Source organism: Nocardia puris (assembly GCF_036051655.1).
In the GTDB taxonomy this organism is placed as follows: Bacteria; Actinomycetota; Actinomycetes; order Mycobacteriales; family Mycobacteriaceae; genus Nocardia; species Nocardia puris.
In genome coordinates, this window is the sequence record NZ_CP107943.1 from 4,265,184 (window position 1) to 4,291,488 (window position 26,305).

Genomic DNA, 26,305 nt, shown 5'->3' on the forward strand with positions numbered 1-26,305 from the left:
CTACGTCGATATACTGGCCCCATGCCCGTTGCACTGCCCCGAGCGCAGGTCCTGCCGATCGGCGAGGCCGCCACCTATGCCGAGTGGTTCGCCTGCCTGGCCGAACCGGTGCGCGTGCGGCTGTTGCACGCGGTGGCGACGACCCCGAAGGGCGTCACGGTCGGCACGTTGACCGAGATCCTGGGCACGAGTCAGTCCACGACGTCCCATCACGTCCGCAAGCTCGCAGACGTGGGATTCGTGCGCGTGCACAAGAAAGGTGCCGCGACCATCGTCACCGTCAACGAGGCATGCTGCGCCGGACTGCCGCACGCCGCCGATGCGGTGATGGGCCTGCTCGGGCCGCGCCCGTGCTGCCCCGCCGACCTGCCCGTCGATGTCACCGTCCGCGCCCTGGAAGCCGGGGATTGGGCTGATGTGCGGCGCATCTACGGTGAGGGCGTCGCCACCGGAATCGCGACCTTCGAGACCGAGGTCCCCACCCGCGCCCACCTCGACAAGCAGTGGTTGCCCGCCCACCGGTGGGTCGCCGAGGTCGACGGCCGGGTCGTCGGCTGGACCGCCGCCGCCCCGGTATCGAGCCGCGACTGCTACGCCGGTGTCGCCGAGACCTCGCTCTATGTCGCCGATTCCCACCGTGGACGCGGCGTGGGCAAGGCCCTGCTGCACAAGCAGGTCGTCGCCGCGGACGACGACGGGTTGTGGACGTTGCAGACCTCGATCTTCACCGACAATCGCGCGTCTCTGGCCCTGCATCACAGCGCCGGATATCGCACCGTCGGGGTGCGCGAACGTATCGCGCGGCGTGACGGCGTCTGGCGCGACACCGTTCTGCTCGAACGCCGCTCGCCGGTGCGGTAGCGCCCGCCGACTGGCGTTCACCGGCTGTTTGCTTGCGTCGTCGTATTGATGTCGGTCAATATTGGCGTATGTCGAAGTCAAAGGTGGTGGTGACGCCTGTGCAGGCGTGCTCCGCCGCGCCACTGGTGCGCGAGCCGCTGTCCGAGCCCCACGCCGCCGAACTCGCGGGCGTGTTCAAAGCACTGTCGGATCCGGTCCGGCTGCGCCTGCTGAGCACGATCGCCTCCCGTGAGAGCCAGGAAGCCTGCGTGTGCGATCTGTCGGCCGGGATCGACCTGACCCAGCCCACGATCTCCCATCACCTCAAGGTGCTGCGCGAAGCCGGGCTGCTCGACAGCGAACGCCGTGCCTCCTGGGTGTACTACCGGGTCGTTCCCGAAGCCCTGCAACGACTCTCAGAAGTTCTGCTCGTCGAGAGCGGCACCGCGAGGGGAGTCTCCGCGTGAGCGTGAGCACCTCCGACCACCCCGCCGTCATGGGCAAGCTGTCGACTCTCGACCGGTTCCTCCCGGTTTGGATCGGCGTCGCCATGGTCGCCGGACTGCTGCTGGGCCGGATGATCCCCGGTCTCGGCGACGCCCTCTCGACCGTGGAGATCGACGGCATCTCGCTGCCGATCGCCATCGGCCTGCTGATCATGATGTACCCCGTACTGGCCAAGGTCCGCTACGACCGACTCGACACCGTCACCGGCGACCGCAAACTCCTCATCAGCTCCCTGGTGCTGAACTGGATCCTCGGCCCCGCCTTGATGTTCGCGCTGGCCTGGCTGTTGCTGCCGGATCTGCCCGAGTACCGGACCGGGCTGATCATCGTCGGGCTGGCCCGCTGCATCGCGATGGTGATCATCTGGAACGATTTGGCCTGCGGCGATCGCGAAGCCGCCGCCGTGCTGGTCGCCCTGAACTCGGTGTTCCAGGTGATCATGTTCGCCGTGCTGGGCTGGTTCTATCTCTCCGTGCTGCCGGGCTGGCTCGGCCTCGAGCGGACCACCATCGACGCCTCACCGTGGCAGATCGCCAAATCGGTGCTGATCTTCCTCGGTATCCCGCTGCTGGCCGGATACCTCACCCGCCGCTTCGGCGAGCGCGCCAAGGGCCGCGAATGGTACGAATCCAGCTTCCTGCCCAAGATCGGGCCGTGGGCGCTCTACGGGCTGCTGTTCACCATCGTGATCCTGTTCGCCCTGCAAGGCGAACAAATCACCTCTCACCCACTCGACGTCGTCCGCATCGCCATCCCGCTGCTGGCCTACTTCGCGATCATGTGGGGCGGCGGCTATGCGATGGGAGCAGCCCTCGGCCTCGGCTACGAACGCACCACCACCCTCGCGTTCACCGCGGCGGGCAACAACTTCGAACTCGCCATCGCCGTCGCGATCGCCACGTACGGCGCCACCTCCGGCCAAGCCCTGGCCGGAGTCGTCGGACCGCTCATCGAGGTCCCCGTCCTGGTGGCCCTGGTCTATGTGTCGCTCGCTCTGCGTAAGCGATTCCAGCCCAGCGCACGAACCGGTACCTCGACGACCGATGAGGTGATATCGCGGTGAGCGCCATCCCATCCGTGCTGTTCGTGTGTGTGAAGAACGGCGGCAAATCGCAAATGGCGGCCGGGCTGATGCGAGCCCTCGCCGGTGGACGCGTCGAGATCCATTCCGCCGGAACCGTGCCCGGCACCGCTGTCAACGCCCTGTCCGCGCAGTCGCTGCGCGAACTCGGCATCGACATCACCGGCGAGACGCCCAGATCCATCGACCCGGCACTGCTCCGAACGGTCGATCTGGTAGTGACCCTCGGTCGCGAGGCACACATCGAACCCGTCGAGGGCGTACGGATCGTCAACTGGGACATCGATGAACCGTCCGAACGCGGCATCGACGGTATCGAGCGCATGCGCTTGGTCCGCGACGATATCGCCGCCCAGGTCGAGAACCTGCTCACCGAACTCACCACACCCTCCGAGCAACGGACCACATCATGAGCGACAGCCCCCTCGCGCCCACCAACACCCGCCACGACCTGACCATCGACCAGCAGCTCGCCCTGAAAACCGCCGCCACGCAATTGCAGCGCGAGTTCGACGGCACCTTCGGCGTCGAAACGATCGAACGGTTCCTGCACTCCTCCTACGACCAGTTCGCCGGACGCGCCACCGTGATCAACTACCTGCCGCTGCTGGCCGAACGCTTCGCTCGCCAACGCCTGCACGCCCTGGCCCGCGTCGAAGGCAAAGCCCACACCGGCACCCCGACCGTGTTGTTCCTGTGCACCCACAACGCCGGACGCTCCCAGATGGCCCTCGGGTTCTTCACCCAGCTCGCCGGTGATCGGGCGGTGGCCTGGTCCGGCGGCAGCGAACCCGGCGACGAGATCAACCCCGCCGCGATCGCCGCGATGGCCGAGGTCGGCATCGACATCACCGCAGAGTTCCCCAAACCGTGGACCGAGGAGATCATCCAGGCCGCCGACGTCGTCATCACCATGGGCTGCGGCGACGCCTGTCCCCTCTATCCCGGACGCCGCTACGAGGAATGGGACCTCGACGACCCTGCCGACCTCGACATCGCCGCGATCCGCCCGATCCGCGACGAGATCGAAACCCGCGTCCGTCTGCTGCTCACCGAACTCGACCTGTCGGCCAACTGAAAGGCATCGCCGTACATGACCACCAAGCCCAGTGTGTTGTTCGTCTGTGTCCACAACGCCGGACGTTCCCAGATGGCCGCCGGATTCCTCACCCACCTCGCCGGTGACGCGATCGAGGTGCGCTCGGCCGGGAGTGCGCCCGCCGAGACGATCAACCCGTCGGCCGTCGAGGCGATGGCTGAACTCGGCATCGACATCTCCGACCAGAAACCGAAGATTCTCACCTACGATGCCGTGGAAACCTCCGATGTCGTGATCACCATGGGTTGTGGCGACACCTGCCCGTCCTTTCCCGGTGTCAGCTACCGTGACTGGGTCTTGGAAGACCCCGCAGGCAAGGGAGTCGAATCGGTGCGCCCGATCCGCGACGAGATCAAGACCCGCGTCGAAGCCCTCGTCGCCGAGCTGCTGCCGACACACGCTTGACAAAGCGCAGCACGCGGGGCGACGCAAACGAGCCTCGCGCCAACGGCAACCAGGGCGCGAGGTTTCGACCCTTCAGCGAGGAAACGCGCGGTAACGACGTCAGAATTCACCAGCGCGGTCAGCCCAGATCATGAGAAAGAACGGTCTTCCTGGATCTTTCCGTAGTTGCCCGCGGTTCCTCAGGGTGACGAACCTTACGCAGAGCCGGTGATCCGGGCGTCGTGGAGTGGTTGCGGCTGCGCAACGCGAACACTCTCTCACACTGGGCGAGCCGAACCGCCGGGCACTGCTACTCGGTCGCCCGGCGTGAGCGACCCAGTCCCGCAGGAGGTTCCAATGCTGTTCGGCTGCCGGATCGCCCGGCGCCGGCCTCGAGGGCTCGTGGACCACCGACTGCGACGGCGGCCCGATCCCACGCACCCCGAGACCGCCGAACGCGGGCGCGAAGCGGCGCATTCCGGCCCCCGGCGTCCCCAGGGAACCGCTGCCCGTCCACGGCGACGCGACGCTGTTGCGCGCGCCGGGCGGAGTCGGCGGGATCACCACCGCCGAGTCATTCCGCACACAGCCGGACTCACACAGCGGGAAGACCCTCGGCGCTACGCACTCCCGCGAGACGGGTTTACGCACCGCGTTCCCTGGATACTCCAGCGGCAACACCGCGTACGCGCTGTTCAGCGCGCTATGCGGCGTCCTGCGGCGCCCCCGGCAGGAATCGAACCTGCGACCTAGGGATTAGAAGTTCCTGACCCCAAAACACTGTGCTGACCTGCGCTTTTGCTGATTATGAACAAGCATAGCAGTAAAATCCCTAGGTGTAGCGAACGTCACTGGCAGGCTCTCGTGACCCTGCCAGACCCGGTGTCCCACGGAAGTCGGCCCCCAATCGATTCGTCACGTGACGATTGCCCACTGTGACAGCAACTCGCGGACCCTGGCCAAGGGGAGGGACTCGCAGCCGAACGCGTCGGCGCCGGCCTCCAGGAGCGCGTGAAGGCGACGCGCTCGGTGCGATAGGCATTCTGGATCTTCCGCTACTGCTGCGGGATAGCGCGCTGAGTCGACCAACAGTGACTTCCATACCTCAAGCTTCCGGTACTCCGCCAGCCGTTCGACATCCCTGTCGTCGGCGCGGTGCATCGCCAGCCAGAGTTCGGCAGCCCACCTCTCGGCGTCCGCGGTCGGCCAGGGCGTGCGGTGGAGAGCTACAGCAGCGTCCCACAGCGGATCCGCGATCATCGCCAGCTCCCAGTCGAGTATCCAGACGCCAGTCGAATTGACGAGCAGGTTGGACGGGTGTAAGTCGGAATGGACGAGAGTCAGAGCGCGATTCGATTGCGCCGAGTCCGGCTTCCAGACGCGATCCAACGGCGGGATACCCAGCAGTGCTACCCGTTCCATGTGGGTGGCGGGCAATGTCGAGTAGAGGTTGGCGAGGAACGCTCGTAGCCACTGCTGCCAGTCATAGACACTGCGCAGATTCGAATAGTACGCAGGGCGTTTCTGGGCCTTCTCTACCTCGGTCAGTAACATGGGTACCCAGGTCAATTGGTCGGCCGAGTTGACCTCCGGTTGCAACCCGGGAATGTATCGCTCGATTAGGAAATCTTCCCCTCGGTAGAGCAATTCCGGCACTTGAACGCCGCGCGCCATGGCGGCGCCGAGGGCGTCAGCCTCGGTGAGCATTCTCGCGTCGTACCCATGGAATACGTCTCGGCGAGCGTACCGCAGCAATACAGGCTCTCCGGTTGACGTCGTGACCTTATAGTTCTCCATGTAATGGCCGACGAAGTCGGGGTCTCGCTCGCGCGTCTCGGCAAGCAGTTCCTCGGCATCCGTGTCGGAGATCAGCACGTCAGCTTCTCCAGAAGGGTGCCACTGCATGCCATGAGTCGATGTCGAACTGTGCGGGATCGGGCGGAACTATCGCACGCACCAAATTCCACGTCGCTAGTATCCGGGGAACCGCAAGTCTTCTGTCGCGAGGGCTTCCCGGTGAGAGCATGTCCCGCATCCACCGGTAGGTGTGTGCTGTCTGGCACGCTAGAGTGGCAGACCGAGACAGCCACTTCTCATCGTACTTCCGTCGAGAATTCAGGCGCAGAACCTCACGCCACAGCGACGCCTTGTCGCTCCGGTCGTGCAGGAAGTGGAAGTTATTGACGTAATAGGACTTCCGCCCAGTCAGGGAAAGCCTCATGCAGAGGTCGATCTCTTCGCAGAACATAAAGAATCGTTCGTCGAATCCGCCTACTGCATCGAAGGACTCGCGACGAAATAGCATGAAGGCACCCATGTTCCAATCTACGACTCGGTCGTCGGTGTACCCCTCCGGGGAGCGCTGGAGTATTTTTCGCCCGCGGGCTTTGTCCCATTCGAGCGCCACCGACGGGAACTCATCCCACGACCACACGATCTCGTGCGAGGACGCCGAGCGCTGCTGAATCCCGACGCATCCGAAGTCGCCGAGCTCCGCAGCATGGCTGATGAGATCACTCAGGTCGAACACGATCTCAGTATCCGGGTTGAGGATCAGCAGAAACTCGATAGTCTGGTCTATCGACCGCGCAGCATCATTGCATGCAGTGCCGAATCCGACGTTATCTCCCGTAAGAACCTGAGAGACCGCCGGGTGCTGCTTCGCTAGGTCAACGGTGCTGTCCGTGGATCTGCAATCGCGTACCACGATGTGGGCGCCCGGCGCGTACTGGCGCAGGGAATCTAGGCATCGCGGCAAATCTGACTCGTTATTGTAGGTGACAATAACAATTCCGAGGTGGCTCAGTGGACCTTGCATAAGATGCATCCTAAGGTTGAATTTCGCGGCCAATACTCCATGCGCTATCGAACCACTGCTGTGATTGTGCTATGAACTGCGATTTGAACGACTCCGGGTCGACAGAATCGCGTTCCATATGGAATAGGACTGTATTCTTGCCAGTCAGATCCAGCATCGTTGTCGGCTCGCCCTCTAGGACTAGATCATGCCTCTCGATCGGATAGTATCCGTAGAACAGGTCCGTTGTGTTTATTACGTATATCTTGAACAGCGAGACAGCTGGGTATACGCGTGCCTGCGCCGTTGCAGACTCGACAAGGCCGAGGTCGTGCAGCTCCTTGACTTCGTCGAGAATTCCGAACGTGTGCCGCTCCATTATTCGCGCCATCCGCTTGCGGAAGGCTGGACTGTCGGAAAGGTCATCTGCGCGCGATGGCAGGGACCATGGAATATCCGGGTCAGGTACCAGGATTCGGACAGTGATCGAGTCCGGGCGGAATCTGCCGTCTCTAATTTTGTCTAGGGGCTCTGATATAGCACCGTGCAGAGTTTCGCCCGAGAATCCTGCAAAGTCGATCGTGACGTTCGGCTCTGCGAATGCTCTCTCCAGATGAGGGCGTAGGCCCACTGGCTTCTCTGTGCGCTGCCGGACGAACACGCCGCTTCCAGTCCGTGAGACAACAAGATCTTCGTCCTTCAGGATGCGGATAGCTTGTTCTGCGGTCGCCTTGGCGACCCCGTACTGCCTAACCAGCTGTGGGCCAGATGGGAGTTTCTCGCCGGGCTTGAGTTTTCCGGTAAGGATCGCCGCCCGCAGCATGTCGGCCAGCTGTCGCCGCGCTGGCCTCGGGTCCTCTGGATCAATCGCGGTCATTTGTCCAGCCTAGAGGCCCGCCATCTCGCTTCCATGAGCAACCCACCAGATCTATTGACGTGCCTAGGGAGGTTGGGTCACTATAGACCTGCATAGGTAACCGTGGTCACACAGGGAGCCACGGGGGAGTCTCAAGGAGGACATCGGTATGCACAGTCAGCACTCGACCCAACCGAGGGAAAACCTCGTGACCGTGACGTACGCGGCCGGCCTGATCGGGGTCTCGCCCAAGACGCTCCGACGCTGGATCGATGAGGAGAAGGTGCCGGCCTACCGCGTCGGTGACTTCGCCATCCGCGTTGACCAGAACGAGGTCTTGGCACTGGTCAAGCCCGTCCGCAAGACCACCGGTGGTGCGGCATGAGCACGCCGACCGAGCGGACGTTGCAGGCGCGGATCGCCGCGTACGAGTCGTGGGCGCGTACGGCGGACCGTGCGGCGCGGACCGCGAAGGCGCGTGAGGCGCTGACCACCAAGTTCGAGCGGTTGGTCGATCCGGACGGGCTGTTGAGCCCCGAGGACCGCGCCTACCGGGCCGAGCACGCGCGCCGCGCGCACTACACGCGGCTGGCGTTGAAGTCGGCCAAGGCGCGCCGCGAGCGCGGCGGCCGGCGCAAGGGCGGTGAACAGTAAATGCGGCCGCGGACGTTCTTCATGGCGATCGGTGCGGTGGCGGTGGGTTATCTGCTGCTGACGGCGCCGGATGTGGTCGGTTTCGTGGTGATGCTGCTCGGCGCGGTTGCGCTGTGGCGGATGCGCCCGCGCCGGATGGGGGTACGGCGATGAACGCGCCCGAGCCGTTCCATGATCCGGTCGAGCTGAACGACGAGCTCGACGACATCATCCGCGCGCAGGAGATGCTGCGGTTGCGGATGGTCGCCTTGCAGGCCCGCTACCGCGCGTTGCAGTCGGCGGCGAACGAGGGCCGCTACGACAAGCCCAGCGGGTACAAGTTCCTGCCGGACGAGTTCGGCGAAGTCAACGTGGAGTCGACGACCAACCGTCTCGATACCGCTGCTGGATGGACGCAGACCGTGTCGGGCTGGCTGGAGCTGGCGCGCGCGTCGGCGGTCAAGGTCCGCGAGTACCCGCCGGCCGAGCAGGTCGCGCAGGTCGAGTCCGATCGTCTGGATCGGAGGCGGTCGCGGTGATGCGTCGGGATCAGTTGCCGGATCGGTTGCCGCGGGGGTACGCGGTCACTCGCGTGGACCGGCTGGATCGGGCGGATCGCAATGTTGGTCATCACACGCTGGATTCGCTTGCGGGGCCGGAGTTCACGTCGCCGTGGGCGGTGTATGCGCCGCTGAGGGCGCTGCCGTTGGGTGTGCAGGCCGTGGTGATGGGTCTGTTGCTGGCGGTCGCGATGGTGGGGTGCTCGGTCGCGTGGGTGGACTACCAGGACTACGTGCCGAGCCCGAATGTCTGCCGTTCGGCGGATGCGGGTGTGCCGGCCGAGCGTCCGGGTTCGTGCGTTCCGCGTGAGCAGTTGCCGCAGGAGGTGCGGTGATGGCCGAGAGCGTGGAACGCCTGCCGTGGCGGGAGAGCTGGGCGGAGTACAAGCGTCTGGCGACGGTCGAGGACTTGCTCGATGACATCAACGCCGCGGCGTGGGCGTCGATGGAGCGCCGCGACTTCGCGGACTCCTCGGCCGAGCTGTCGAAGTTGGCTGCGATCAAGGCCGACCGGACCACGGTGCGCGCGGAGACCGACGCGGCGCTGGCGCGGTACTTGGCTGCCGTGAAGGGGCGCGCGTCGCGGGGGATCGAGCGGTCGCGATGAGCCGGTTTCTGGATCCGGAGGGGACGCGGTTCGGGTTGCCGACGTGGCCGTGGCGGATGGCCCCGGCGCATCTGCGGACTCGGAATCAGTTGGCCGAGAAGGGTTTGCGGCCGGGTGGGGAGTACGAGGCGCAGGTGTTGCGGGCGCGGGGCGGGTCGCGTGGCCCGATGCGCGCCTACCTCTACGACTCGGAGTCGGCGGTGCCCAAGCGGGAGCCGAGCCCGGCGCAGTTGGAGGCGTTGCGGATCGCGCGGTGGACGCGGTCGGCGGAGGCGACCGAGCGCCGCGGGATCGACGCCACCGATATGCGCGAGCTGATCGAACAGGCCCGCCGTGATCTGGCGGCGCGGCGCGCTCAGCGCGACCGGCCGACCCAGGAGCGGCAGGGAAGGGAGCGAAGTCGATGAACCACAACAAGAAGAAGTACGCCGAGCTGGAGTTGGCGCACCGCGCCGAACTGGTCGGCGGACTGCGGGACCGGGGCATGTCCTACCGCGACATCGCCACGACACTCGGGATCTCCGCCCGCAAGGTCGAAGCCATCCTCGGCGAGGCCGCCGCCCTGCGCGCCAACGGGCACAGCCACGCGGAGACCGGCCGAATCCTCGGGCTGCCCCGTTCCACCGTGCAGGACATGCTGCGTGAGCCGAAGCGCGCCGCCTCGTTGACGGGTCGGCGGAGTGCGGCGGTGGCGGCGTTGGTGGAGATGCACGGGATGCAGCTCGACGTGTTGGCTCATTTTCTGGGTACGGCTCGCAATCACACGTATGTGTTGGTGGCGGAGTTGGAGCGGGCGCGGTTGGTGCGGCCGTTGGAGCAGGTGCAGCCGGGCGCGAAATGGGTTGTGCCGACGCGGGATACGGCGGCGCGGTATCTGGGGTGGCGGCCGAAGGACTGGACGCCGCCGCTGATGTATGCCAATCACTATCGGTCGGTGGCGCAGGCGCGGATCATGCTGGTCGGCGCGGACCCGCAGCGCTGGATTTCGGAGCGGCGTCTGCGTCATGACGCCGAGCTGGCGGTGCGGGACGGGCAGGTCAGCACCGGCCGCGCGCCGGCGGCGGATCGCCCGCACGTGCATGATGGCCGGTTCCTGCGCCACACCCGTGAGGGCCGCCAGTGGTGGGCGTTGGAGGTGGAGCTGACCCGCAAGGGCGGCGAGGCGATGGATGTCGCGTTGCGGGGCGCGATCCGGGCGGCGCGGGACGCCGAACCGGACCCGTGTGTCGGGCTGCTCTACCTGTGCCGCTCGGCGGCGGTGATCGACGGCGTGCACGCCGCCGCGGAACGGCTGCCGACCGAATTCTCGGCGCTGGCAATGGATTTGGTTGTTCAGGACTTCGACGACCAGTGGTCGAAGTGGCTGGCCGAGAAGAACTCGAAGAAGGCCGCCGCGCGTGCCGCGCGCCGCGGGCTGCACGTCACCAGGGAAGCATCATGAGCTGCGCACCGATTCTCACTCCGTCCGATTGCGGTCCGACCGCGACCGCCGCGCCGGAGGCGGTGCCGACGGTCACGCCGGAGGCGCCGCCCGGTTTCCCGGAGCTGCCCGCCCCGCCGCCGGTCGAGCAGTGGAACCTGCCCGATGCGGCCGGGTTGACCGCGATCGCGGGGAACTCGGCGATCATCGCGACCGCGACGATCGCGATCCTGATCATGACTGTCGCGGTCGCCGCGGCCCGGCCGCTGGACCCGGCCCGGTTGCGGAACTTCGCGATGGCCGCGTTCGTGCTGCCGGTCACCTCGGCGATGACGACCGGAGAGTGGTCGACGCCGTTGTCGCTGCTGTGGTCGGGCGCGGACACTCTGGCCGCGGGGGACTGGTCGGGTCTGGCGCCGATGCTGGTGGTGGCGATGCCCGCGGGCATGCTGCTCGCCGCCTGGTGGTGGGCCAACTTCCTGATCAAGAACAACTCGGTGGGTCAGAAGTCGTTGGCGCGCACCGAGCGGTCCAAGGCCGCGATGGTCGCCCGCCGCGGGCGTGCGGCGGCGCGGGCGGCGAAGGCCGGCGCCCCCTTCACCTCGGGCAGCGATGTCGTGCTGGGGGTGCTGGCCGAGCACGTCTCGGCGGCGCCGCTGGGTGTGTGGCGGTCGCTGACCGCCCGCTACCAGCAGTGGCTGACGATCCCGCACACCGAGGTGCGCCGCCACATGGCCATCGTCGCCACCACCGGCGCGGGCAAGACCACGATGTTGGAGCGGCACGCGCTGGCGATCCTGACCAGCGAGTGGGAGGCGTGGCAGCGCTGGCGCGACGTGCCGAAGATGCGCGCGCGTCACCCGCGCCCGCTGCTGGTCATGATCGCGTGCAAGGGCGGCGAGGACGACCGCAAGCTCGGCGAGGTCCTGCGCGACGACGCGCTCGCGCTCGGGATCGCCCGGGAGCGGATCGGGATGGTCGTGCCCGGCGGGGACCGCCTGAACGTGTGGGACATGCCCGCCCGCGACCTGCGCGCGGTGCTGACCGACCTGATGGTCGCCGGGGAGTCCACCACCTCGGAGGGCCAGCACTTCGACGAGATGCGCAAGCGGATCGTCTCGCTGGTGATCGACGCCCCGTCCGGGCCGCCGCGCAGTTCCGGGGAGTTCCTGGCCCGGCTCAACGAGCAGGTGCTGATCGACGCGTGGGGCGGGGCGCCGGACGTGATCCGCCAGGTACGGGCCTTGCAGGCCGAGAAGGTCCCCCAGCTCGACGACGCCCTGATCAAAATGTCGAACTTGTTCGACCAGCTCCGCGACCACAACGGAGCGATGGTGTTCGACGGCGGCCGCGATCTCGACGAGATGGACGTGTTGTTCGCGACCGTGCCCGGCATGGACGCCGACGCCGGCCGCGCCCAGGTCGCCGCGATCATCCGCATGGTCATGCAGCGCGCGGGCCGCACCACCGCCGACGACCGCCGCTCGGTCACGGTGATCATCGACGAGGCCTCAGCCGTGGCGACCGCGCAGGGTTCGCTCGGGCTGGAGCAGGTCGCCGAACGTGGACGCTCGCAGGGCGTTTCAGTCACCTTCGCCGCCCAGTCCGCCGAAGGACTGGCGCGGGATCAGTGGTCGCTCAACCGGCTGCTGAAGGCGTGCGCGGGCGGTGTGGTCATCGGCTACAGCGAGAACGCCGGCGAGCTGTGCAAGCACTTCGGCAGCGTGCGCCGCGCACTGCCGAGCCGTCACCTGATCAAGGGGCAGCGCCACGGCGACGAGGGCCAGATCAGCTTCGGCGAGCAGTGGCTCGTCGACCCCGACCGGGTGCGCCAGCTCGCCACCGGCGAAGTCGTCTACGCCAAGGCCGGCCACGCCTTCTACGGGCGCGTCGTGCCCGTCGACCGCACCCAGCTGCGTCCCCTGCCGGGCACCACACCCGCCACCACCAACACCGCCACGACCACGGCGACCGTGAAAACGGCTGCCGCGTAACAGAACTGGAGAACAACCCGCATGCGTATCGCCCGCAACTTCGACAACGACCCCGACGAGCCCGACCCCCGCCGCGACCCCGTCGACCAGGCCGCCGAACAGCTGATCGACGAGGCCGAGGACTTCCTCGCCGGCCTGGCCGCCGCCCACCCCCACACCCCCGACAACACCGCACCCGTGGAGCCGGTCGCGCAGCGGGAACCGTCCCGGCCGCGGCTGCGCCTGGTCAAGGACACCGCGCCGGCGGTGCCGGTCGAGGACGAGCACCTGGTGCCCGCGCTGCGCCCGCAGGCCGTGACCGTCACCGCGCCGCGCCGGCGGCGCGTGCCGCGGTGGGCGCGGACCGCGCTGCCCGGCTCCCTGCTTGTGGTCATCGCCGCCGTCGCGCTGACCAACGGCCAGCCGGGCATAGTGGCCGCCCCGCTCGCCGTCTACGCCGCCGGATGGGTCGCGTTCCTGGCCTGGCACGCCGCCTACCGGCCCCCGCTCGCCCACCTGGCCGCCGCCACCGCCTCGCTACTCGCCCGCGCCGTTGCCACCGTCATCGGCGGCACCGTCCGCGCCACCCGCAGCGTCGTCACCCGCCTCGACCGCGCTCGGCAGCGCACCGAAACCACCCGCACCGCAACCCAATAACCCCCGTTGAGAAGGAACACCGAAACACCATGAACCACAACGACATCCACTCCGCCAGTGGCGAGGAGGGATACCACGAGATCCCGCCGAGCTTGAAGGACAGCTATCACCGGCTGCACCTGCTGGCGGGACGGATCGACGAGGTGACCGCCGCGACGCAGGCGGCGCTGGAGCGCTACCAGCGCGTCGACCCCGCGACCGCGACGACCGATCACTTCGGCGCCCCGATCCGCCCCGACGACGCGCTCGCGCAGGTCACCGCCCACGTGCGGGCGGCGGCCGAGCAGATGGACCGGGCGCGCCGCGAGATCGATCAGGCCCTGGACCCGGCGTCGCGGCTGATGCTCACCGGCCCGGCCGCCAACCAGCGTGACCAGCTGCTCGGCCGCACCGACGCCGGCCAAGCCCCGATGTCCCCGCGGCGCGAGATCACTCGCGACCGCTGAACCGCCACAAGGAAGGAACTATTCATGTCCGAACGAAGTGTCGAGGACGAACTCGCCGACGAGGGCCGCAAATTCCTGCACGCGATGCGGGCCGCCCTGTCCCACCACGCCCAGGCCACCACTTGGCTGGAGCGGCGCCGGGTGCGCAAGCTGATCAAGCGGTCCTGGCGCGAGGAGCTGCGCCGCCAGGACGCCGACCGCGCCAACCAGCTGACCTGGACCCAGCAGTCGATCGACCGCTACCGGGCCCACTCGCTGGCCGTCGCGCAGCGCGCGAACGACCCGACCGTCGACCACACCCGCCGCGCCCGCGACGCCCACGCGCTCGCCGAGCACGCCGACGACCTGCGCGCCCGTTTCGTCACCAACGGCCGGCTGACCGAGGTCGAGCGCGGTATCGCGCTGGACGGGATCGACGCCGCCACCACCTGGCCCGACTACGAGCCCGGCCAGCTGTTCGCCCGCGCCCACAAGGTGAAAGGCATCGACGCGTTGCAGTACCGGGCACACCTCGCCCGCACCGCCCGCGACCTGGGCATCGACCGCGACGCGGTCCGTCACGGCTACAGCTACCACCAGCCGCGGACGCAGGCGCTCGCCGAACAGGTGCGCACCCAGCCGACGCGCACGGCCGACCGCCCGTACGAGGCGTGGCTGACCTGGCGCACCCACGAGGGCGTCAAGGCGATCACGACCGACCGGTTCGCCTCCCAGGACGCGGCGCTGGAGTGGGTGCGGGGCAGCATCGGACGTTCCGAGTGGAGCCCGAGCGCGACCCTGACCGCCGAGATCCAGGACCGGAACGGCCGCTGGGCCTACCAGCGGGCCGGGACCCCGGACCAGGTCCGCGACCAGGTCGAGCAGTCGCTGCGCATCGCCCGCGAAACCACCGTCCGCAAGGCCGGCGAGACGCGGCCGGATCGTGAGCCGCCGGAGGGCGAGCCGCGGCTGCGGGTGGTCAAGGACGCCGCACCGCAGCCAGACCGTCCGGGACCCGACCAGGAGCGCACCAGCAGGCCGGAATCCGCAGTGGCGTCGGAGTCCGGGCGTGCCGAGGGCGCGCCGGATACCGACCGGCTGGCCGCGCTGGAGCGCAAGGTCGCCGTGCTGCAACGCGGTCTGGACGCGGTCACCACCGACCGGGACGCGTTGCGCGAGCAGCTCACCGAAGCCCAGGCGCGTGAGGACCGGCTAAAGAACCGCAACCTGCGCCTGGCCGCCGAACTCGACCAGCGCCCCGACCAGCAGCAAACCCTGGACAAGTTGTTCGAGGCCATCGACGACCGCGACCGGTACAAGCGCGAACGCGACCAGGCCGTCGCCAAGCTCGCCGAGCGCACCCACCCCGCCGACCGCTACGGCTCGCGCGAACGCCAGGCCGACCAGCACCGCGGCGGGGACCAGCCGCCCGACACCAGTACCCCCACGAGGTCGCAGCGCACCGAGGGCGAGCACACCCAGCCCTGGCCCCGACCCCACGACACCGCCGACCGCACCACCGAGACCGCGACCCGAAACAACAACGGCCGCAACGGATACGAGAGGAGCCGATAACCATGGAACGCGAACACGAAGACGCTATGCGCGCCGACTTCCGCGAGTACGCGGCGACAGTCGACACCCCGATCTCTCCGGCGGACGAGCACGCCCAAGCACGCAAGCGCGGTGCGGAGGTGGCCTCGCGGTGGCGCTCGGGGCCGTTCCGCCAGGAATGGGACGAGCTGGTCGAGTTCGACATCCAGTACCGGCGTTGGCCGTCTGATGCGCTGGCCGCGCGTGACGAACAGCGCTCCTACCCGGACTATCCGAGCACGGTCGAAGACCGCAGCCGTGAGCAGGCGACCGAGTTGGCGTTCCAGCGCGACCCCCGGCTGCGCCAAATCTCGGCCGGCTACGTCGAATGGGACGGAACGGTGGTGTTCGACGGCCGCACGACCGGGCGCGAGTACCCGGCATCGGCGCGACCGGACGGCGTTGAGGCGTTGACGCCGCGGTCGCAGGTGACGCGGGAGCGGTAGTCATGGACCCGCACTCGCAGCACCAACACCGGTCAGGCCGGAGCTGGGAAACGATCATCGACGCGTTGGAGCGTGGTGGTTACGGTCCCGGCAAGGGCAACGGTGTCCCGGAGTCCTGGCAGCGGTACCTGTGCCCGGTCCACGAGGGCGACGGCCGACCGCACACCCCGTCGCTGGGGGTGCGTTACGACCCGAAACAGGCCAAGACGATCGTGCGCTGCTTCTCCGGAACGCGGTGCGACGACGCCGATGTCCTGGCGCGGGTCGGGTTGAGGGTGCGGGACATGTTCGACCGGCTGCCCGAACGCGGTAGCAACGGGTTCGCCCGCCAGCACACCGCTGGCGGGCGGCCCGCCCGCCCCGCTGGCCGCACGCCGGGGCAGGTCGCCTCACCGGTCGAACGGGCCATTCTGGCCGCCCGGTTCCCCATGCCGCACAAGCGCTATCTGGGAGCCCAGACCGGGCCCTCGCGCACGGAGGACTCCTACATCTACCGGTGGCCCGACGGCCGCATCGAGGGCGCGGTGCACCGCGTGCACACCCCGCACGAGCACGGGCACGCCAAGGGATTCTGGCAAGCCCGATGGACCGGAACCAAGTGGGAGCGCGGCGGTTTCGCCCCGCTGCCGTGGAAGCTCGCCGACATCCGGGAAGCCCTCGACACCGGCCGCGAGATCTTCGTGGTCGAGGGCGAGAAGGACGTGCGGCGCGCCAACCGGACCGGGTTGATCGCGACGTGCAACGCGATGGGCGCCGGGAAATGGACCCCCGAGCACGCGAAGTGGCTGCGCGGCGCCGCCCGCGTGATCGTGGTCGCCGACCTTGACCAGCCCGGATACCGCCACGCCGACAAGGTCGCCGCCTCCCTGGCCGACAGGGTCGGCGAGGTCCGCGTGCTCCAGGCCCGCGGCGGCAAGGACCTGTCCGACCACTTCGACGCCGGCTACGAGCTGAGCGACCTGGAACCGGTGCCGTTCCTGGACCGCCACTACCGCCAGCTCTCACCCCACCACCAGCAGCAGGAGCGGTCGTTTCGACCCGACCGCACCCGAACCCGCTGAACCACAACATGATTCACCCCAAACCCTGAGAAGGAGATACTCATGACCAACACGCTTACCGACCGGTTCCGTCGCGCGACTCGCCCGCCGGCCGCGTTCACCAAGTCGACCCCGCCCGGCACCACCGTCACCGGCCGCATCGTCGCGATCACCGAAGAGCCCAAACTCAAGTACGGCGGCGCGCCCGGCGAGGTCGAACTCGACGACAACGGCCAGCCCGTCACCCAGCTCGTCATCACCCTCGACACCACGCGCGGGCCGCGGCTGCTGTTCGTGTCCTGGCGGATGGAACAGGCCATCGGCGCGGCCCTCGAAGCCGCCGGAGACGCCGAGTTCGAAGTCGGCGCACAGCTCGCCGTGACCTTCACCGGACCCGACCCCGACTACCCGAAGGCCCGCGCGTTCACCGCCAGCTACACCCCCACGCCCGTCGCCTGAACTTCGTGCGACCGACCCGAGACGGCCGGAGACACCCCGCAAGCGCGTGTCTTCGGCCCCTCGAATCCACCGTCCGACAGGACCGATCCGAGAGGACCCACCCGATGCCCGCGACACCTCCGTCGCCCCCAGCGACAGCAGGCGACACCCACGCGACACCGCCCACCGGTCCGGCGACAGCGGGCGACACCACTGTCGCCCCGGCGTCGCATCGCCGGTTCGACCCTGCCGAAATCACCGCACTGCTCATGACAGTCGTAATCGGCGCCGGAGCGTTCGCCTGGAGCTTCGCCGCGCTCTCCGATCTATCGGTCATGGCCGGAATCACGCCCCGACTCGCCTGGATCGGCCCGGTCATCGTCGACGGCGCGATCATCCAGGCGACGGTCGCCCTGGTCTCGCTCCAGCGCCGCCGCAAGTCCGGCGTCACCGTCCCGACCGCGACCACCGTGTTCTTCTGGGCACAAGTCATCCTCGCCGAACTGGTGTCCATCATCGGAAACGGCCTGCACGCAGCCGAATCCGGGCAACGCGTGCTGCCCGCCATGATCGCCGCCTGCGTCGCCGGCGCCGCCCCCGTCGCCGGCCTGGCCGCGACCCACGGACTCACCGCACTGCTGGAAGTCCCCAGCCAACCCGACCCGACCCACACCACCCTCCCCACCCAGGTCGGCAGGATTACGGAGACGAACGCCGATAGCTCGGCAACACCCGGCGACACCGAGGCGACGGCAGGCGGCAGCGAAGCGACAGCAGGCGACACCCACGCGACACCGCCCAACAGTCCGGCGACAGCAGGCGACACCACACCACCGGTCGACCGCGACACCCGCATCCTCGCCCTCGCCGACCAAGGCCACTCCACCCGCGAGATCGGCGCCGAAGTCGGCCTGCACCACGCCACCGTCGCCAAGATCATCGCCCGCCACCGCACCAGCGACAACCCCGGCGACACCGACCCCGGACTCCGCCTCATCGCGGGCCGACCCTGACCACAACGAGATAGCCGAAGGATAACCATGCTCACCATGACCGACCTGTTCGCTGGCGCGGGCGGCTCCAGCAGCGGCGCCGTCCAAACTCCCGGAGTTGTGGTTCGTCTCGCGGCGAATCACTGGCCGCTGGCGGTGGAGACTCACAGCAGCAACCACCCGAACACCGACCACGACTGCGCGGACCTGTCCCAGGTCGACCCGCGCCGCTACCCGACCACCGATCTGTTGTGGGCGAGCCCGGAATGCACCAACCATTCGGTCGCGCGTGGTCGGCGCCGCGACGTCGACGCCACGCCCGACCTGTTCGGCGAGATCCTGCCCGACGAGGCCGCCGACCGCTCGCGAGCGACCATGTGGGACGTCGTCCGTTTCACCGAGCACCACCGCTACCGCGCGATCATCGTCGAGAACGTCGTCGATGCCGCCCGCTGGATCCTGTTCCCGGCCTGGCTGTCGGCCATGACCGCACTCGGCTACCAGTACCGCACCGTCTACCTCAACTCCATGCACGCCCGCGCTGGCGGCGACCCCGCACCCCAGTCCCGCGACCGTCTCTACGTCGTGTTCTGGCGCCGCGGCGACCACACCCCCGACCTGGACCGCTGGACTCGTCCGACCGTCTGGTGCCCGACGTGCGATCGCACCGTGTCCGCGGTGCAGGCGTGGAAGAACCCGGCCCGGGCGTGGGGCCGCTACCGCGCCCAATACCTGTGGCGGTGCCCGTCGACGCGCTGCCGCAACACCATCGTCGAACCCGACTGGCTGCCCGCCGCGACCGCGATCGACTGGAACCTGCGCGGTCAACGCATCGGCGACCGCACCAAACCGTTGGCGCCCAAGACGATCGCCCGCATCGAAGCCGGCCTCGCCAAATTCGCCGGATCGCTGCTCGTTCCGGTCGAAGGCCGCGACGGCAAGACCGCGCAGCCGACCCGCGCGCCGATGCGCACGAGGACGGCCCGCTCCGAAACCGCCGTACTCGTCCCGTATTACGGCAACGGCACACCACGCGCCACCAGCGCCGCGCACGGCACCATGACCACCCGCGACCGGTGGGCCATGGTCGTGCCCTTGCGTAACCACAACACGGCGAAATCGGTGCACGAACCACTCGACACCATCGCCGCCGCGGGCAACCACCACGGCCTCACCATCCCCGCCGCGCGGGTCGAGGACTGCGAATTCCGGATGCTCGAACCCTACGAGATCAAACAGGCCATGGCCTTCGACCGCGACTACCTGATGCTCGGCACCCGCCGCGAACAAGTCCGCCTCGCCGGAAACGCCGTCACCCCACCCGCCGCCCGCGACCTCGTCGGCGCCGTCGCCGAAGCCCTCGGACACCACGCCAGCACCGCCGCCTGACCACAACGAGAAAGAAGGACACCGCCGATGCCCCGCCTGATGTCGGTCTCCCTGACCGAACCCCAAGTCCGCGCCCGCACCAAGACCGTCACACGCCGACTCGGCTGGACCATGCTCCAGCCCGGCGAACGAATCACCCTGTGCCGCAAAGTCATGGGCCGCCGCCACGGCGAACCTCTGATCCGCCTCACCGATGTCGAGATCCTCAGTACCCGCCGCGAACCGCTCGCCGCGATCACCCACACCGACCTCACCGCCGAGGGATTCCCCGACATGAGCATCCCCGAGTTCATCGAGTTCTTCTGCGCCACCCACCGAGGATGCCGACCCGACACCACCGTCACCCGCATCGAATGGCGCTACCTCACGCCGCACGACGACTGAACCAGCCGCCGCCCACCGACCGCACCCAACGCCCGCCAGGCGCACGCCTGGCGGGCGTTTTCGTGTGCTGTGCAAGAGATTTCAGCCGGGACTTGACCGGGACTATGCCGGGACAAAGCCGGGACTATGCCGGGACTTGTGTGGTCCCGGCATAGTCCCGGCGTACCGGTCCCGAAACCCCAGCTGAGCTGGGGTGTTTGGCGCTGCCCCTCCCCCCTCGGCTTCCCAACTCTCTTCCGCTTCGCTGTTCGAAGAGAGTTGGGAAGCCGAGGGGGGAGGATCAACACCAAACAAGGGGAGGGGAGAGTGAGTAAGTAAGGGGAGAGGGAGGGACCACAAGAGAGGACCACAAAAGAAGAGGCTGGCTTGGGAGAGTGGTTGCGTTGGGGAGCGCCCGTTGCGTTCTCGACGTACTTGGCATCGTGGTTGCGTCGGTGGGGGACGGTGACGGTCGTACACGCACGTTCGGCGGGCTGGTCTTTCGAGGGAGCGCGGCGGCGGTCGTGCACGCCCTGCCAGCGCAGTTCCGCCGGAGCTGGGCGGTGACAGTTTCCGCACGCACTCCGGATCGACCACAAGAAGGAGGTGGGGAGAGTGCCGAAGTTTCGCCGACTCGGGTGCGATAAAGGTACGATCGCAGGATGGGCACGCGAAAGGTGAGTCTCAGCCTTCCCGAGGAACTGGTGGTGCGCGCGGAGAAGGCTGTGCGCGCCGGTCAGGCTCGCTCGGTCAGCGCCTACATCGCCGCCGCCGCCGGTTCGGGCGAGGCCCGCACCACGGTCGACGAAGTGATCGCCCGGTGGCGCACTTCCGCCGGCGCGCCCGCCGCGGCCGAGGTCGCCGCGGCCGAAGCGCGCGTGCGTGCACTGTTCAACCGGGCCGACGAACGCCAGCGTGGCGACGGCGCCGCGTGAGGCCCACTGCCGCCGGAACCATCCTCGACTCCTCCGCGCTGATTGCGTTGCCGCGCAGCATCTTCGCGCAAACCGTGCTCTCGTTCAGCGTGCGCGAGCGGCGCCCCCTGGTCATACCGGCGACCAGCCTCTACACCGCCGTTCTCGCCGGCGCGGACCCGGAGGACTTCGACGCGGACGGCTTCACCGTCGTGCCGCTCAGCCAACCGATCGTGCCCGGCGTCGCGCTGGTCGCCCAGACCGCGCACGCGCCGATCGGCGCCGACACCGCGCAAGTCGTGTGGGAGGCCCAGGTCACCGGCTATCCGGTGCTCACCGACAACCCCGATCAGTACGCCGCGGTGACCGTCCCGATCGACCTGGAAGTGATCTGATCGGGGCGGAGATCGCCCCTACAGCTGGTCACCCAGGCGTGCCCGCCGGTGCGCCTCACGTGCGCGCTCATCGGCGACCGACGCACCGTACCGGCCGATCATCTGACGCGACCGCCAGCCCGCGAGGCGCATCAGGTCCTGCTCCTGCCCTCCACTGGCTAGCCAATTGTGCGCGAAGAAGTGCCGCAGCTGGTGTGGATGAATGTGGTCGATTCCTGCTTGCTCGGCACGTCGCTCTATGGCCTGTTGGATGCCAGATCCGGTCATCCGACCGCGCCGGCCAAGCCAGAGCGCGGGGTTGCCCTTGGCGAACGTATGGCCGGAGCGCACGCGGAGGTACCTACGCAGAGCCGTCCGAGTCTTGTCTCCGAACGGTGCGCTCCGAGGGCGCCGTCCCTTCCCGAGGACGAGGACTGTGTTCTCGGTGAAGTCGAGGCTTTCGACATCCAGCGGTGCCATCTCGCCGATCCGGATACCGGAATCCGTGAACAGCCGGATGATGGCGGTATCTCGGCGTTCCTCGAAGCCAGGTCCTTCGCACGTGGCGAGCAGCTGGCGTAGCTGGTCGACTGGAGGGACCGGCACCGGCTTCTCTGGGACCGCTGGTGGGCTCATGTTCACGAATGGATCCGCGGCGAGCAGTTCCTCTCGGACGAGATACTTGCTGAACTGCTGAAGGCTCCGGTACTGGCGGTTGGCGTACTCCGGCGTTAGAGCCTTGCCCGTCCGCCGGTTCTTCCGGGTGAGCGTGTCTTCGATGTACGCGCCGATGTTGGCCTTGGTGAACGACTCCGAGGTCGGCTCGAGCCCACGGCCGACAAGGAAATCCCGGAAGTAGATGATGTCGCGCCCGTACGCGTCGATCGTGCCCTGGGACTTGTTCTGCTGCCGCAGCTCGGTGAGGAAGTCCTCGCGGAGTTCCAGGATGTCGTCCAGATCGTGCCCCATGCACGCATTCTACTGCGCAAAGTTTCTAGGTGTAGAAGCTTTGTGCTTCGGCCGGTTTCCGCTCTGACCAGCTATAAGTGCTGGTCAGAGCGGTAAAGTGCCCCCGGCAGGAATCGAACCTGCGACCTAGGGATTAGAAGGCCCTTGCTCTATCCAACTGAGCTACGGAGGCAGCGGTTTCCACCATGGCCGAGATCGGCCGTGGTGTCCAGCACGGGAAAGTATAGCGATCGTCCAAATGAGTTGATGTTTAGCGTCAGCAACCTTTTGAGGTGGGTCAGCCGAGGGCGACGGCGGTGCCGAGGAGGCCGGCCAAGATCAGCTCCACGAGCAGGAAGAACCACACCGGGAAGAAGGCGGAGGGGCGTTCGCTGAATGCGGACCAGATCCGGCCGAAGGCCATTCCACCGAGCGCTGCGGCGACCGTCACGCACACGCCGGGTCTGAGTTCGCCGATGTCGGCAGCCGCGAGTCCGAGGACGACGGCGATCGCGAGGCCGAACCCGCCGTAGACGGCGCGTACCTCGGCATCGGCGTCGGCGCGGTCGGCAAGCAGACCCACCACCTCCGCCAGTTGACGCGGTCGCAGTAACCCGTAGCCGCCCATGGCGGCGAAGAACACCGCGACCACCGCGATCAGAACGACCGGCATCGCACCCTCCCGTGATTGCGCCCAACCCTAGTGGACACAGTCGGGCGGCGCCCGGCCGAAACGCCGCGTCGTGGCCTCGGCGGAGGTACGCCCGGCCGCCGGGAGCCCGTCGCGCCGCTGGAACTACGCTGGGTCGTATGTCGTCACCGCAGGACCCGCCCCTCGCACCAGCTGAGCCGGACGCCGGGGCGGCGCGGCCCGCGGGGACGTTCGGCGCGCTGGCGGTGTTCGCGGGCGCGGTGGCGGCGGTGGTCGCGGCGATGGTGGTCGGGCTGTCGGCGTCGCAGGCGCTGACCCTGCTCGGCATTCCGGATCCGGGCGCGCTCACCACCTACGGGCTGCCCGCCGTGCGCGCGCTGTCGGATCTGTTCGCGGCGCTGACGGTGGGCTCGCTGTTGTTCGCGGCGTTCTTCGTGCCGCCGCAGGAGAACGGTCTGCTCGACGTGGGCGGGTACCGGGCGCTGCGTCGCGCGTCGGTGTTCGCGATCGCGTGGGCCTGCTGCGCCGCGCTGCTGGTGCCGCTGACCATCTCCGACACCACGGGGCAGCCGTTCGCCGACATCTGGCGTCCCGAACAGCTGTGGCGGGCGATCGACCAGGTCGAACTGGCCGGGGCGTGGCGGACCACGGTGCTGTTCGCGCTGATCGTCGCCGTCGGCAGCAGGCTGGCGCTGCGCTGGGCGTGGACGCCGCTGCTGCTGGCCGGATCGGTCCTGACCATGATGCCGCTGGCGCTGACCGGGCATTCCTCCTCGGGCGGCTCGCACGACATCGCCACCAACAGCCTGATCCTGCACCTGATCTCCGCCGCGGTCTGGGTGGGCGGGCTGTTCGCCGTGCTCGCGCACGCCCTGCGCGGCGGCGCGCACACCGATGTCGCGGCTCGCCGCTTCTCCCTCGTCGCCACCTTCGCGTTCGTGGTGATCGGCGTGAGCGGCGTGATCAACTCGTGGGTGCGGGTCCCGTTCGGCGACCTGTTCACCACCACCTACGGCCGCCTGGTGCTGGCCAAGGTGGCCGCGCTGGCGGTGCTCGGCGTGATCGGCTGGTTCCAGCGCAAGGCCGCCCTGCCCGCGCTCGCCGAGAACCCGCGCGATCGCGCCGCCCTGCTGCGGTTCGGCGGCGTCGAGGCGCTGATCTTCGCGGCCACCATGGGCCTGGCGGTGGGGCTCGGCCGCACGCCGCCCCCGCCGCCCACGTCGGTGCCCACGCCCGCCGAGGTCGAGCTCGGCTACAACCTGGACGGTCCGCCGACCACCCTGCGACTGCTGTTCGACTGGCGGTTCGATCTGATCTTCGGCACGCTCGCGATCGTGCTGGCCGTGGTCTATCTGCTCGGCGTGCGGCGACTGCGCAAGCGCGGTGACGCCTGGCCCGTCGGGCGCACCATCGCCTGGCTGTCGGGCTGCGCGCTGCTGCTGTTCGCGACCTCGTCGGGCGTGGGCCGCTACGCGCCCGCGGTGTTCAGCGTGCACATGATGCAGCACATGGCCCTGTCGATGATGGCACCGATCCTGTTGGCGCTGGGCGGCGTGGTGACGCTGGCGCTGCGGGCGCTGCCGCCGGCCGGTCGCGGCGGCGTGCCGGGGCCGCGCGAGTGGATTCTGCTCGCGGTGCACAATCCGGTGTCGCGGTTCCTGACCCAGCCGGTGGTGGCGTCGGTGATCTTCGTGGCCGGGTTCTACGCCCTCTACATGGGCGGCATCTACGACTCGTTCGTCGACTCGCACGCCGCGCACCTGGCGATGATCCTGCACTTCCTGATCAGCGGCTACCTCTTCTACTGGGTGGTCATCGGCATCGATCCCAAACCGCGCGAAGTGCATTCGCTCACCAAACTCGGCATGGTCTTCGGCTCGCTGCCGTTCCACGCGTTCTTCGGCGTCGCCCTGATGAGCATGACCACCGTGCTGGGCGGCTGGTTCTTCCGCTCGCTCGGGCTCGGCTGGAACGACGATCTGCTCGGCGATCAGCGCACCGGCGGTAGCCTGGCGTGGGCGAGCGGCGAGGTCCCGCTGGTGGTGGTGATGCTGGCGCTGCTGATCCAGTGGTCGCGCAGCGACGAACGGATGGCCAAGCGGCTGGACCGGGCCGCCGACCGGGACAACGACGCCGAACTCGCCGCCCACAACGCGATGTTCGCCGAACTGGCCAAACGTGACCACGGGGTACGCAAGTGAGACGATTCGCGCCGTGACCGACCGCTGTGGCGCCGTGACGGCGCATCGCCCGGCCGGGCGGGTGGATCGCGCCGACGTGCGCGCGGCGCGCCGCCGCATGACCGGCCGGATCCGCAAGACCCCGGTGTTCCACACCTCGGTGGCCGGGCCCGACGGCCCGGTGCCCGTGACGCTGAAACTCGAATACCTCCAGCACGGCGGCACCTTCAAGGTGCGCGGCAGCCTCAACGCGCTGCTCGCCTCGAGCGCGCGGACCGACCAGGTGGTGATCGCCTCGGCGGGCAACGCCGGGATCGCGGCGGCGCTGGCCGCGTCGTGGCTGGGCAAGGCGTGCACGGTGGTCGTGCCGGAATCCGCGCCGCACACCAAGGTCGCGGCGATGTGGTCGCACGGCGCCGAAGTGCTCTGGCACGGCACGACTTACGGCGAGGCGGTGCGCCACGCCGCCGAACTGGCCGAGGAGCGCGGCGCCTTCTCGCTGCACGCCTTCGACCTGCCCGACGTGGCGGCGGGCGCCGGGGTGGTCGGCCTCGAACTGGAGGAGCAGGTGCGCGGGAAGCCGCCGGTGCTGGTCACCGTGGGCGGCGGCGGGCTGGTCGCCGGGATCGGCGCCGCGCTGGGACGGCGGCAACGGGTGATCGGCGTGGAGCCGGTGGAACTGCCCGCGCTGCACGCGGCGCTGATCGCCGGGGAGCCGGTGGAGGTCGGCCGGGGTGGTCTGGGCGCCGACGCGCTGGGGGCCACCCGGATCGGGGAACTGGCGCTGGACGTCGCGCGCCGCTACGACGTGCCGTCGCTGCTGGTCACCGAGGAGGCCGTCGCCGCGAGCCGGGAGTATCTGTGGCGGGAGTTCCGCATCGTCGTGGAGTCGGCGGGGGCGAGCGCGCTGGCCGCGATCCAGAGCGGGGCCTACATTCCCGAGCCGGGGGAGCGGCCGGTGGTGGTGTTGTGCGGGGCGAACACCGACCTGACGGCGCTGTGAAACAGGTGCCGCACAGCATAATTCGGTGATTCTCCGGGTGTTCGGCCGCGGTTGTCCACAGGATCGAGCTCATCCACAATCCGCGGATCGGGGGTACCGCCGGTCACCTCGTGGCGCGACGCTGGAAGTGCCCT

The 26,305-nt window shown here is 68.5% G+C and carries 33 protein-coding genes and 1 tRNA gene; 28 read left to right on the forward strand and 6 right to left on the reverse strand.

All coding sequences use genetic code 11. The features are described 5' to 3' along the window. The first annotated feature begins 21 nt into the window (after positions 1-21). The 6 genes from OHB21_RS19625 (at position 22) to OHB21_RS19650 (ending at position 3,932) form a co-directional block, all read left to right on the forward strand. Positions 22-861 carry a helix-turn-helix domain-containing GNAT family N-acetyltransferase gene (locus OHB21_RS19625; RefSeq protein WP_228815381.1) on the forward strand — a complete coding sequence of 280 codons (840 nt, stop codon included), beginning with the start codon at positions 22-24 and terminating at the stop codon, positions 859-861. 68 nt (positions 862-929) lie between these two features. After that, positions 930-1,307, forward strand: coding sequence for an ArsR/SmtB family transcription factor (locus OHB21_RS19630; protein ID WP_195142135.1), 378 nt, complete (start codon positions 930-932; stop codon positions 1,305-1,307). A 29-nt stretch (positions 1,308-1,336) separates the two neighbouring features. Further along, positions 1,337-2,410 (forward strand): ACR3 family arsenite efflux transporter, encoded by a 1,074-nt coding sequence (arsB, locus tag OHB21_RS19635; protein WP_195142198.1) that lies wholly within the window; start codon positions 1,337-1,339, stop codon positions 2,408-2,410. Then, positions 2,407-2,841 (forward strand): arsenate-mycothiol transferase ArsC, encoded by a 435-nt coding sequence (locus OHB21_RS19640; protein ID WP_084538278.1) that lies wholly within the window; start codon positions 2,407-2,409, stop codon positions 2,839-2,841. Before arsB ends, OHB21_RS19640 begins: the two co-directional genes overlap by 4 nt. Further along, a complete protein-coding gene (locus OHB21_RS19645) occupies positions 2,838-3,506 on the forward strand; it encodes an arsenate reductase ArsC (protein ID WP_113975412.1) in 669 nt (222 codons plus the stop codon). The genes OHB21_RS19640 and OHB21_RS19645 overlap by 4 nt, the downstream gene beginning before the upstream one ends. 15 nt (positions 3,507-3,521) lie before the next feature. After that, positions 3,522-3,932 carry an arsenate reductase ArsC gene (locus tag OHB21_RS19650; RefSeq protein WP_067514405.1) on the forward strand — a complete coding sequence of 137 codons (411 nt, stop codon included), beginning with the start codon at positions 3,522-3,524 and terminating at the stop codon, positions 3,930-3,932. 894 nt (positions 3,933-4,826) lie between these two features. Here OHB21_RS19650 and OHB21_RS19655 read toward each other — a convergent pair. From OHB21_RS19655 to OHB21_RS19665, 3 genes are read right to left on the reverse strand one after another with little or no spacing between them, the layout of a single operon-like run. Next, positions 4,827-5,786, reverse strand: coding sequence for an aminoglycoside phosphotransferase family protein (locus OHB21_RS19655; RefSeq protein WP_328435502.1), 960 nt, complete (start codon positions 5,784-5,786; stop codon positions 4,827-4,829). 1 nt (position 5,787) lies between these two features. Then, the gene (locus tag OHB21_RS19660) at positions 5,788-6,729 is read right to left on the reverse strand and encodes a glycosyltransferase family 2 protein (RefSeq protein ID WP_328435503.1); all 942 of its coding nucleotides are present in this window, start codon (positions 6,727-6,729) and stop codon (positions 5,788-5,790) included. A 10-nt stretch (positions 6,730-6,739) separates the two neighbouring features. Beyond that, complete coding sequence (locus OHB21_RS19665) at positions 6,740-7,585, reverse strand: GntR family transcriptional regulator (RefSeq protein WP_328435504.1); 846 nt, start codon at positions 7,583-7,585, stop codon at positions 6,740-6,742. Positions 7,586-7,772: 187 nt separating this feature from the next. On the opposite strand from OHB21_RS19665, the gene OHB21_RS19670 reads away from it, so the two are divergent. From OHB21_RS19670 to OHB21_RS19765, 20 genes are all read left to right on the forward strand, one after another. Further along, positions 7,773-7,949, forward strand: a complete 177-nt coding sequence (locus OHB21_RS19670) for a helix-turn-helix domain-containing protein (protein WP_328435505.1) — start codon at positions 7,773-7,775, stop codon at positions 7,947-7,949. Beyond that, positions 7,946-8,218: a hypothetical protein gene (locus OHB21_RS19675; RefSeq protein WP_328435506.1), complete on the forward strand. Its 273-nt coding sequence runs from the start codon at positions 7,946-7,948 to the stop codon at positions 8,216-8,218. The genes OHB21_RS19670 and OHB21_RS19675 overlap by 4 nt, the downstream gene beginning before the upstream one ends. A gap of 21 nt (positions 8,219-8,239) precedes the next feature. Further along, positions 8,240-8,371, forward strand: coding sequence for a hypothetical protein (locus tag OHB21_RS19680; RefSeq protein WP_328435508.1), 132 nt, complete (start codon positions 8,240-8,242; stop codon positions 8,369-8,371). Next, positions 8,368-8,736: a hypothetical protein gene (locus OHB21_RS19685; RefSeq protein WP_328435510.1), complete on the forward strand. Its 369-nt coding sequence runs from the start codon at positions 8,368-8,370 to the stop codon at positions 8,734-8,736. The genes OHB21_RS19680 and OHB21_RS19685 overlap by 4 nt, the downstream gene beginning before the upstream one ends. Positions 8,737-8,789: 53 nt before the next feature. Continuing rightward, positions 8,790-9,092 carry a hypothetical protein gene (locus OHB21_RS19690; RefSeq protein ID WP_328435512.1) on the forward strand — a complete coding sequence of 101 codons (303 nt, stop codon included), beginning with the start codon at positions 8,790-8,792 and terminating at the stop codon, positions 9,090-9,092. Then, a complete protein-coding gene (locus OHB21_RS19695; RefSeq protein ID WP_328435513.1) occupies positions 9,092-9,364 on the forward strand; it encodes a hypothetical protein in 273 nt (90 codons plus the stop codon). The genes OHB21_RS19690 and OHB21_RS19695 overlap by 1 nt, the downstream gene beginning before the upstream one ends. After that, positions 9,361-9,771, forward strand: a complete 411-nt coding sequence (locus OHB21_RS19700; protein ID WP_328435515.1) for an RRQRL motif-containing zinc-binding protein — start codon at positions 9,361-9,363, stop codon at positions 9,769-9,771. Before OHB21_RS19695 ends, OHB21_RS19700 begins: the two co-directional genes overlap by 4 nt. Next, a complete protein-coding gene (locus OHB21_RS19705) occupies positions 9,768-10,805 on the forward strand; it encodes a hypothetical protein (RefSeq protein ID WP_328435517.1) in 1,038 nt (345 codons plus the stop codon). Before OHB21_RS19700 ends, OHB21_RS19705 begins: the two co-directional genes overlap by 4 nt. Then, positions 10,802-12,778 carry a type IV secretory system conjugative DNA transfer family protein gene (locus OHB21_RS19710; RefSeq protein WP_328435518.1) on the forward strand — a complete coding sequence of 659 codons (1,977 nt, stop codon included), beginning with the start codon at positions 10,802-10,804 and terminating at the stop codon, positions 12,776-12,778. Before OHB21_RS19705 ends, OHB21_RS19710 begins: the two co-directional genes overlap by 4 nt. Positions 12,779-12,799: 21 nt before the next feature. Beyond that, positions 12,800-13,414, forward strand: a complete 615-nt coding sequence (locus OHB21_RS19715) for a hypothetical protein (protein WP_328435519.1) — start codon at positions 12,800-12,802, stop codon at positions 13,412-13,414. Between the two features lie 29 nt (positions 13,415-13,443). Beyond that, on the forward strand, positions 13,444-13,860 hold the full coding sequence (locus OHB21_RS19720) for a hypothetical protein (RefSeq protein ID WP_328435520.1): 417 nt from the start codon (positions 13,444-13,446) through the stop codon (positions 13,858-13,860). Positions 13,861-13,884: 24 nt separating this feature from the next. Then, positions 13,885-15,414, forward strand: a complete 1,530-nt coding sequence (locus tag OHB21_RS19725; RefSeq protein WP_328435521.1) for a hypothetical protein — start codon at positions 13,885-13,887, stop codon at positions 15,412-15,414. A 2-nt stretch (positions 15,415-15,416) separates the two neighbouring features. Next, positions 15,417-15,878 carry a hypothetical protein gene (locus tag OHB21_RS19730; protein ID WP_328435522.1) on the forward strand — a complete coding sequence of 154 codons (462 nt, stop codon included), beginning with the start codon at positions 15,417-15,419 and terminating at the stop codon, positions 15,876-15,878. Between the two features lie 65 nt (positions 15,879-15,943). Continuing rightward, a complete protein-coding gene (locus OHB21_RS19735; protein WP_328435523.1) occupies positions 15,944-16,939 on the forward strand; it encodes a toprim domain-containing protein in 996 nt (331 codons plus the stop codon). A 42-nt stretch (positions 16,940-16,981) separates the two neighbouring features. Next, positions 16,982-17,377, forward strand: a complete 396-nt coding sequence (locus tag OHB21_RS19740; RefSeq protein ID WP_328435524.1) for a hypothetical protein — start codon at positions 16,982-16,984, stop codon at positions 17,375-17,377. Positions 17,378-17,625: 248 nt separating this feature from the next. Further along, positions 17,626-18,369, forward strand: coding sequence for a DUF2637 domain-containing protein (locus OHB21_RS19745; protein WP_328435526.1), 744 nt, complete (start codon positions 17,626-17,628; stop codon positions 18,367-18,369). A gap of 27 nt (positions 18,370-18,396) precedes the next feature. After that, positions 18,397-19,737, forward strand: coding sequence for a DNA cytosine methyltransferase (locus OHB21_RS19750; protein ID WP_328435527.1), 1,341 nt, complete (start codon positions 18,397-18,399; stop codon positions 19,735-19,737). A gap of 27 nt (positions 19,738-19,764) precedes the next feature. Beyond that, positions 19,765-20,121 carry an ASCH domain-containing protein gene (locus tag OHB21_RS19755; protein ID WP_328435528.1) on the forward strand — a complete coding sequence of 119 codons (357 nt, stop codon included), beginning with the start codon at positions 19,765-19,767 and terminating at the stop codon, positions 20,119-20,121. A 641-nt stretch (positions 20,122-20,762) separates the two neighbouring features. Continuing rightward, entirely contained in the window at positions 20,763-21,035 is a 273-nt protein-coding gene (locus OHB21_RS19760) for a hypothetical protein (RefSeq protein ID WP_328435529.1), read from the forward strand. Then, on the forward strand, positions 21,032-21,409 hold the full coding sequence (locus tag OHB21_RS19765; RefSeq protein ID WP_328435531.1) for a hypothetical protein: 378 nt from the start codon (positions 21,032-21,034) through the stop codon (positions 21,407-21,409). Before OHB21_RS19760 ends, OHB21_RS19765 begins: the two co-directional genes overlap by 4 nt. Before the next feature lie 18 nt (positions 21,410-21,427). Here the strand turns inward: OHB21_RS19765 and OHB21_RS19770 are convergent, their stop codons facing one another. From OHB21_RS19770 to OHB21_RS19780, 3 genes are all read right to left on the reverse strand, one after another. Beyond that, entirely contained in the window at positions 21,428-22,357 is a 930-nt protein-coding gene (locus OHB21_RS19770; RefSeq protein ID WP_328435533.1) for a site-specific integrase, read from the reverse strand. A 98-nt stretch (positions 22,358-22,455) separates the two neighbouring features. After that, positions 22,456-22,529, reverse strand: a tRNA-Arg gene (locus tag OHB21_RS19775). A 105-nt stretch (positions 22,530-22,634) separates the two neighbouring features. Next, complete coding sequence (locus tag OHB21_RS19780; protein ID WP_067511552.1) at positions 22,635-23,009, reverse strand: DUF4345 family protein; 375 nt, start codon at positions 23,007-23,009, stop codon at positions 22,635-22,637. A gap of 137 nt (positions 23,010-23,146) precedes the next feature. On the opposite strand from OHB21_RS19780, the gene OHB21_RS19785 reads away from it, so the two are divergent. Together OHB21_RS19785 and OHB21_RS19790 are read left to right on the forward strand one after the other, a co-directional pair. Then, complete coding sequence (locus OHB21_RS19785) at positions 23,147-25,189, forward strand: cytochrome c oxidase assembly protein (protein ID WP_067511551.1); 2,043 nt, start codon at positions 23,147-23,149, stop codon at positions 25,187-25,189. Between the two features lie 13 nt (positions 25,190-25,202). Beyond that, positions 25,203-26,171: a serine/threonine dehydratase gene (locus OHB21_RS19790; protein ID WP_084537942.1), complete on the forward strand. Its 969-nt coding sequence runs from the start codon at positions 25,203-25,205 to the stop codon at positions 26,169-26,171. Positions 26,172-26,305: the final 134 nt, after the last annotated feature.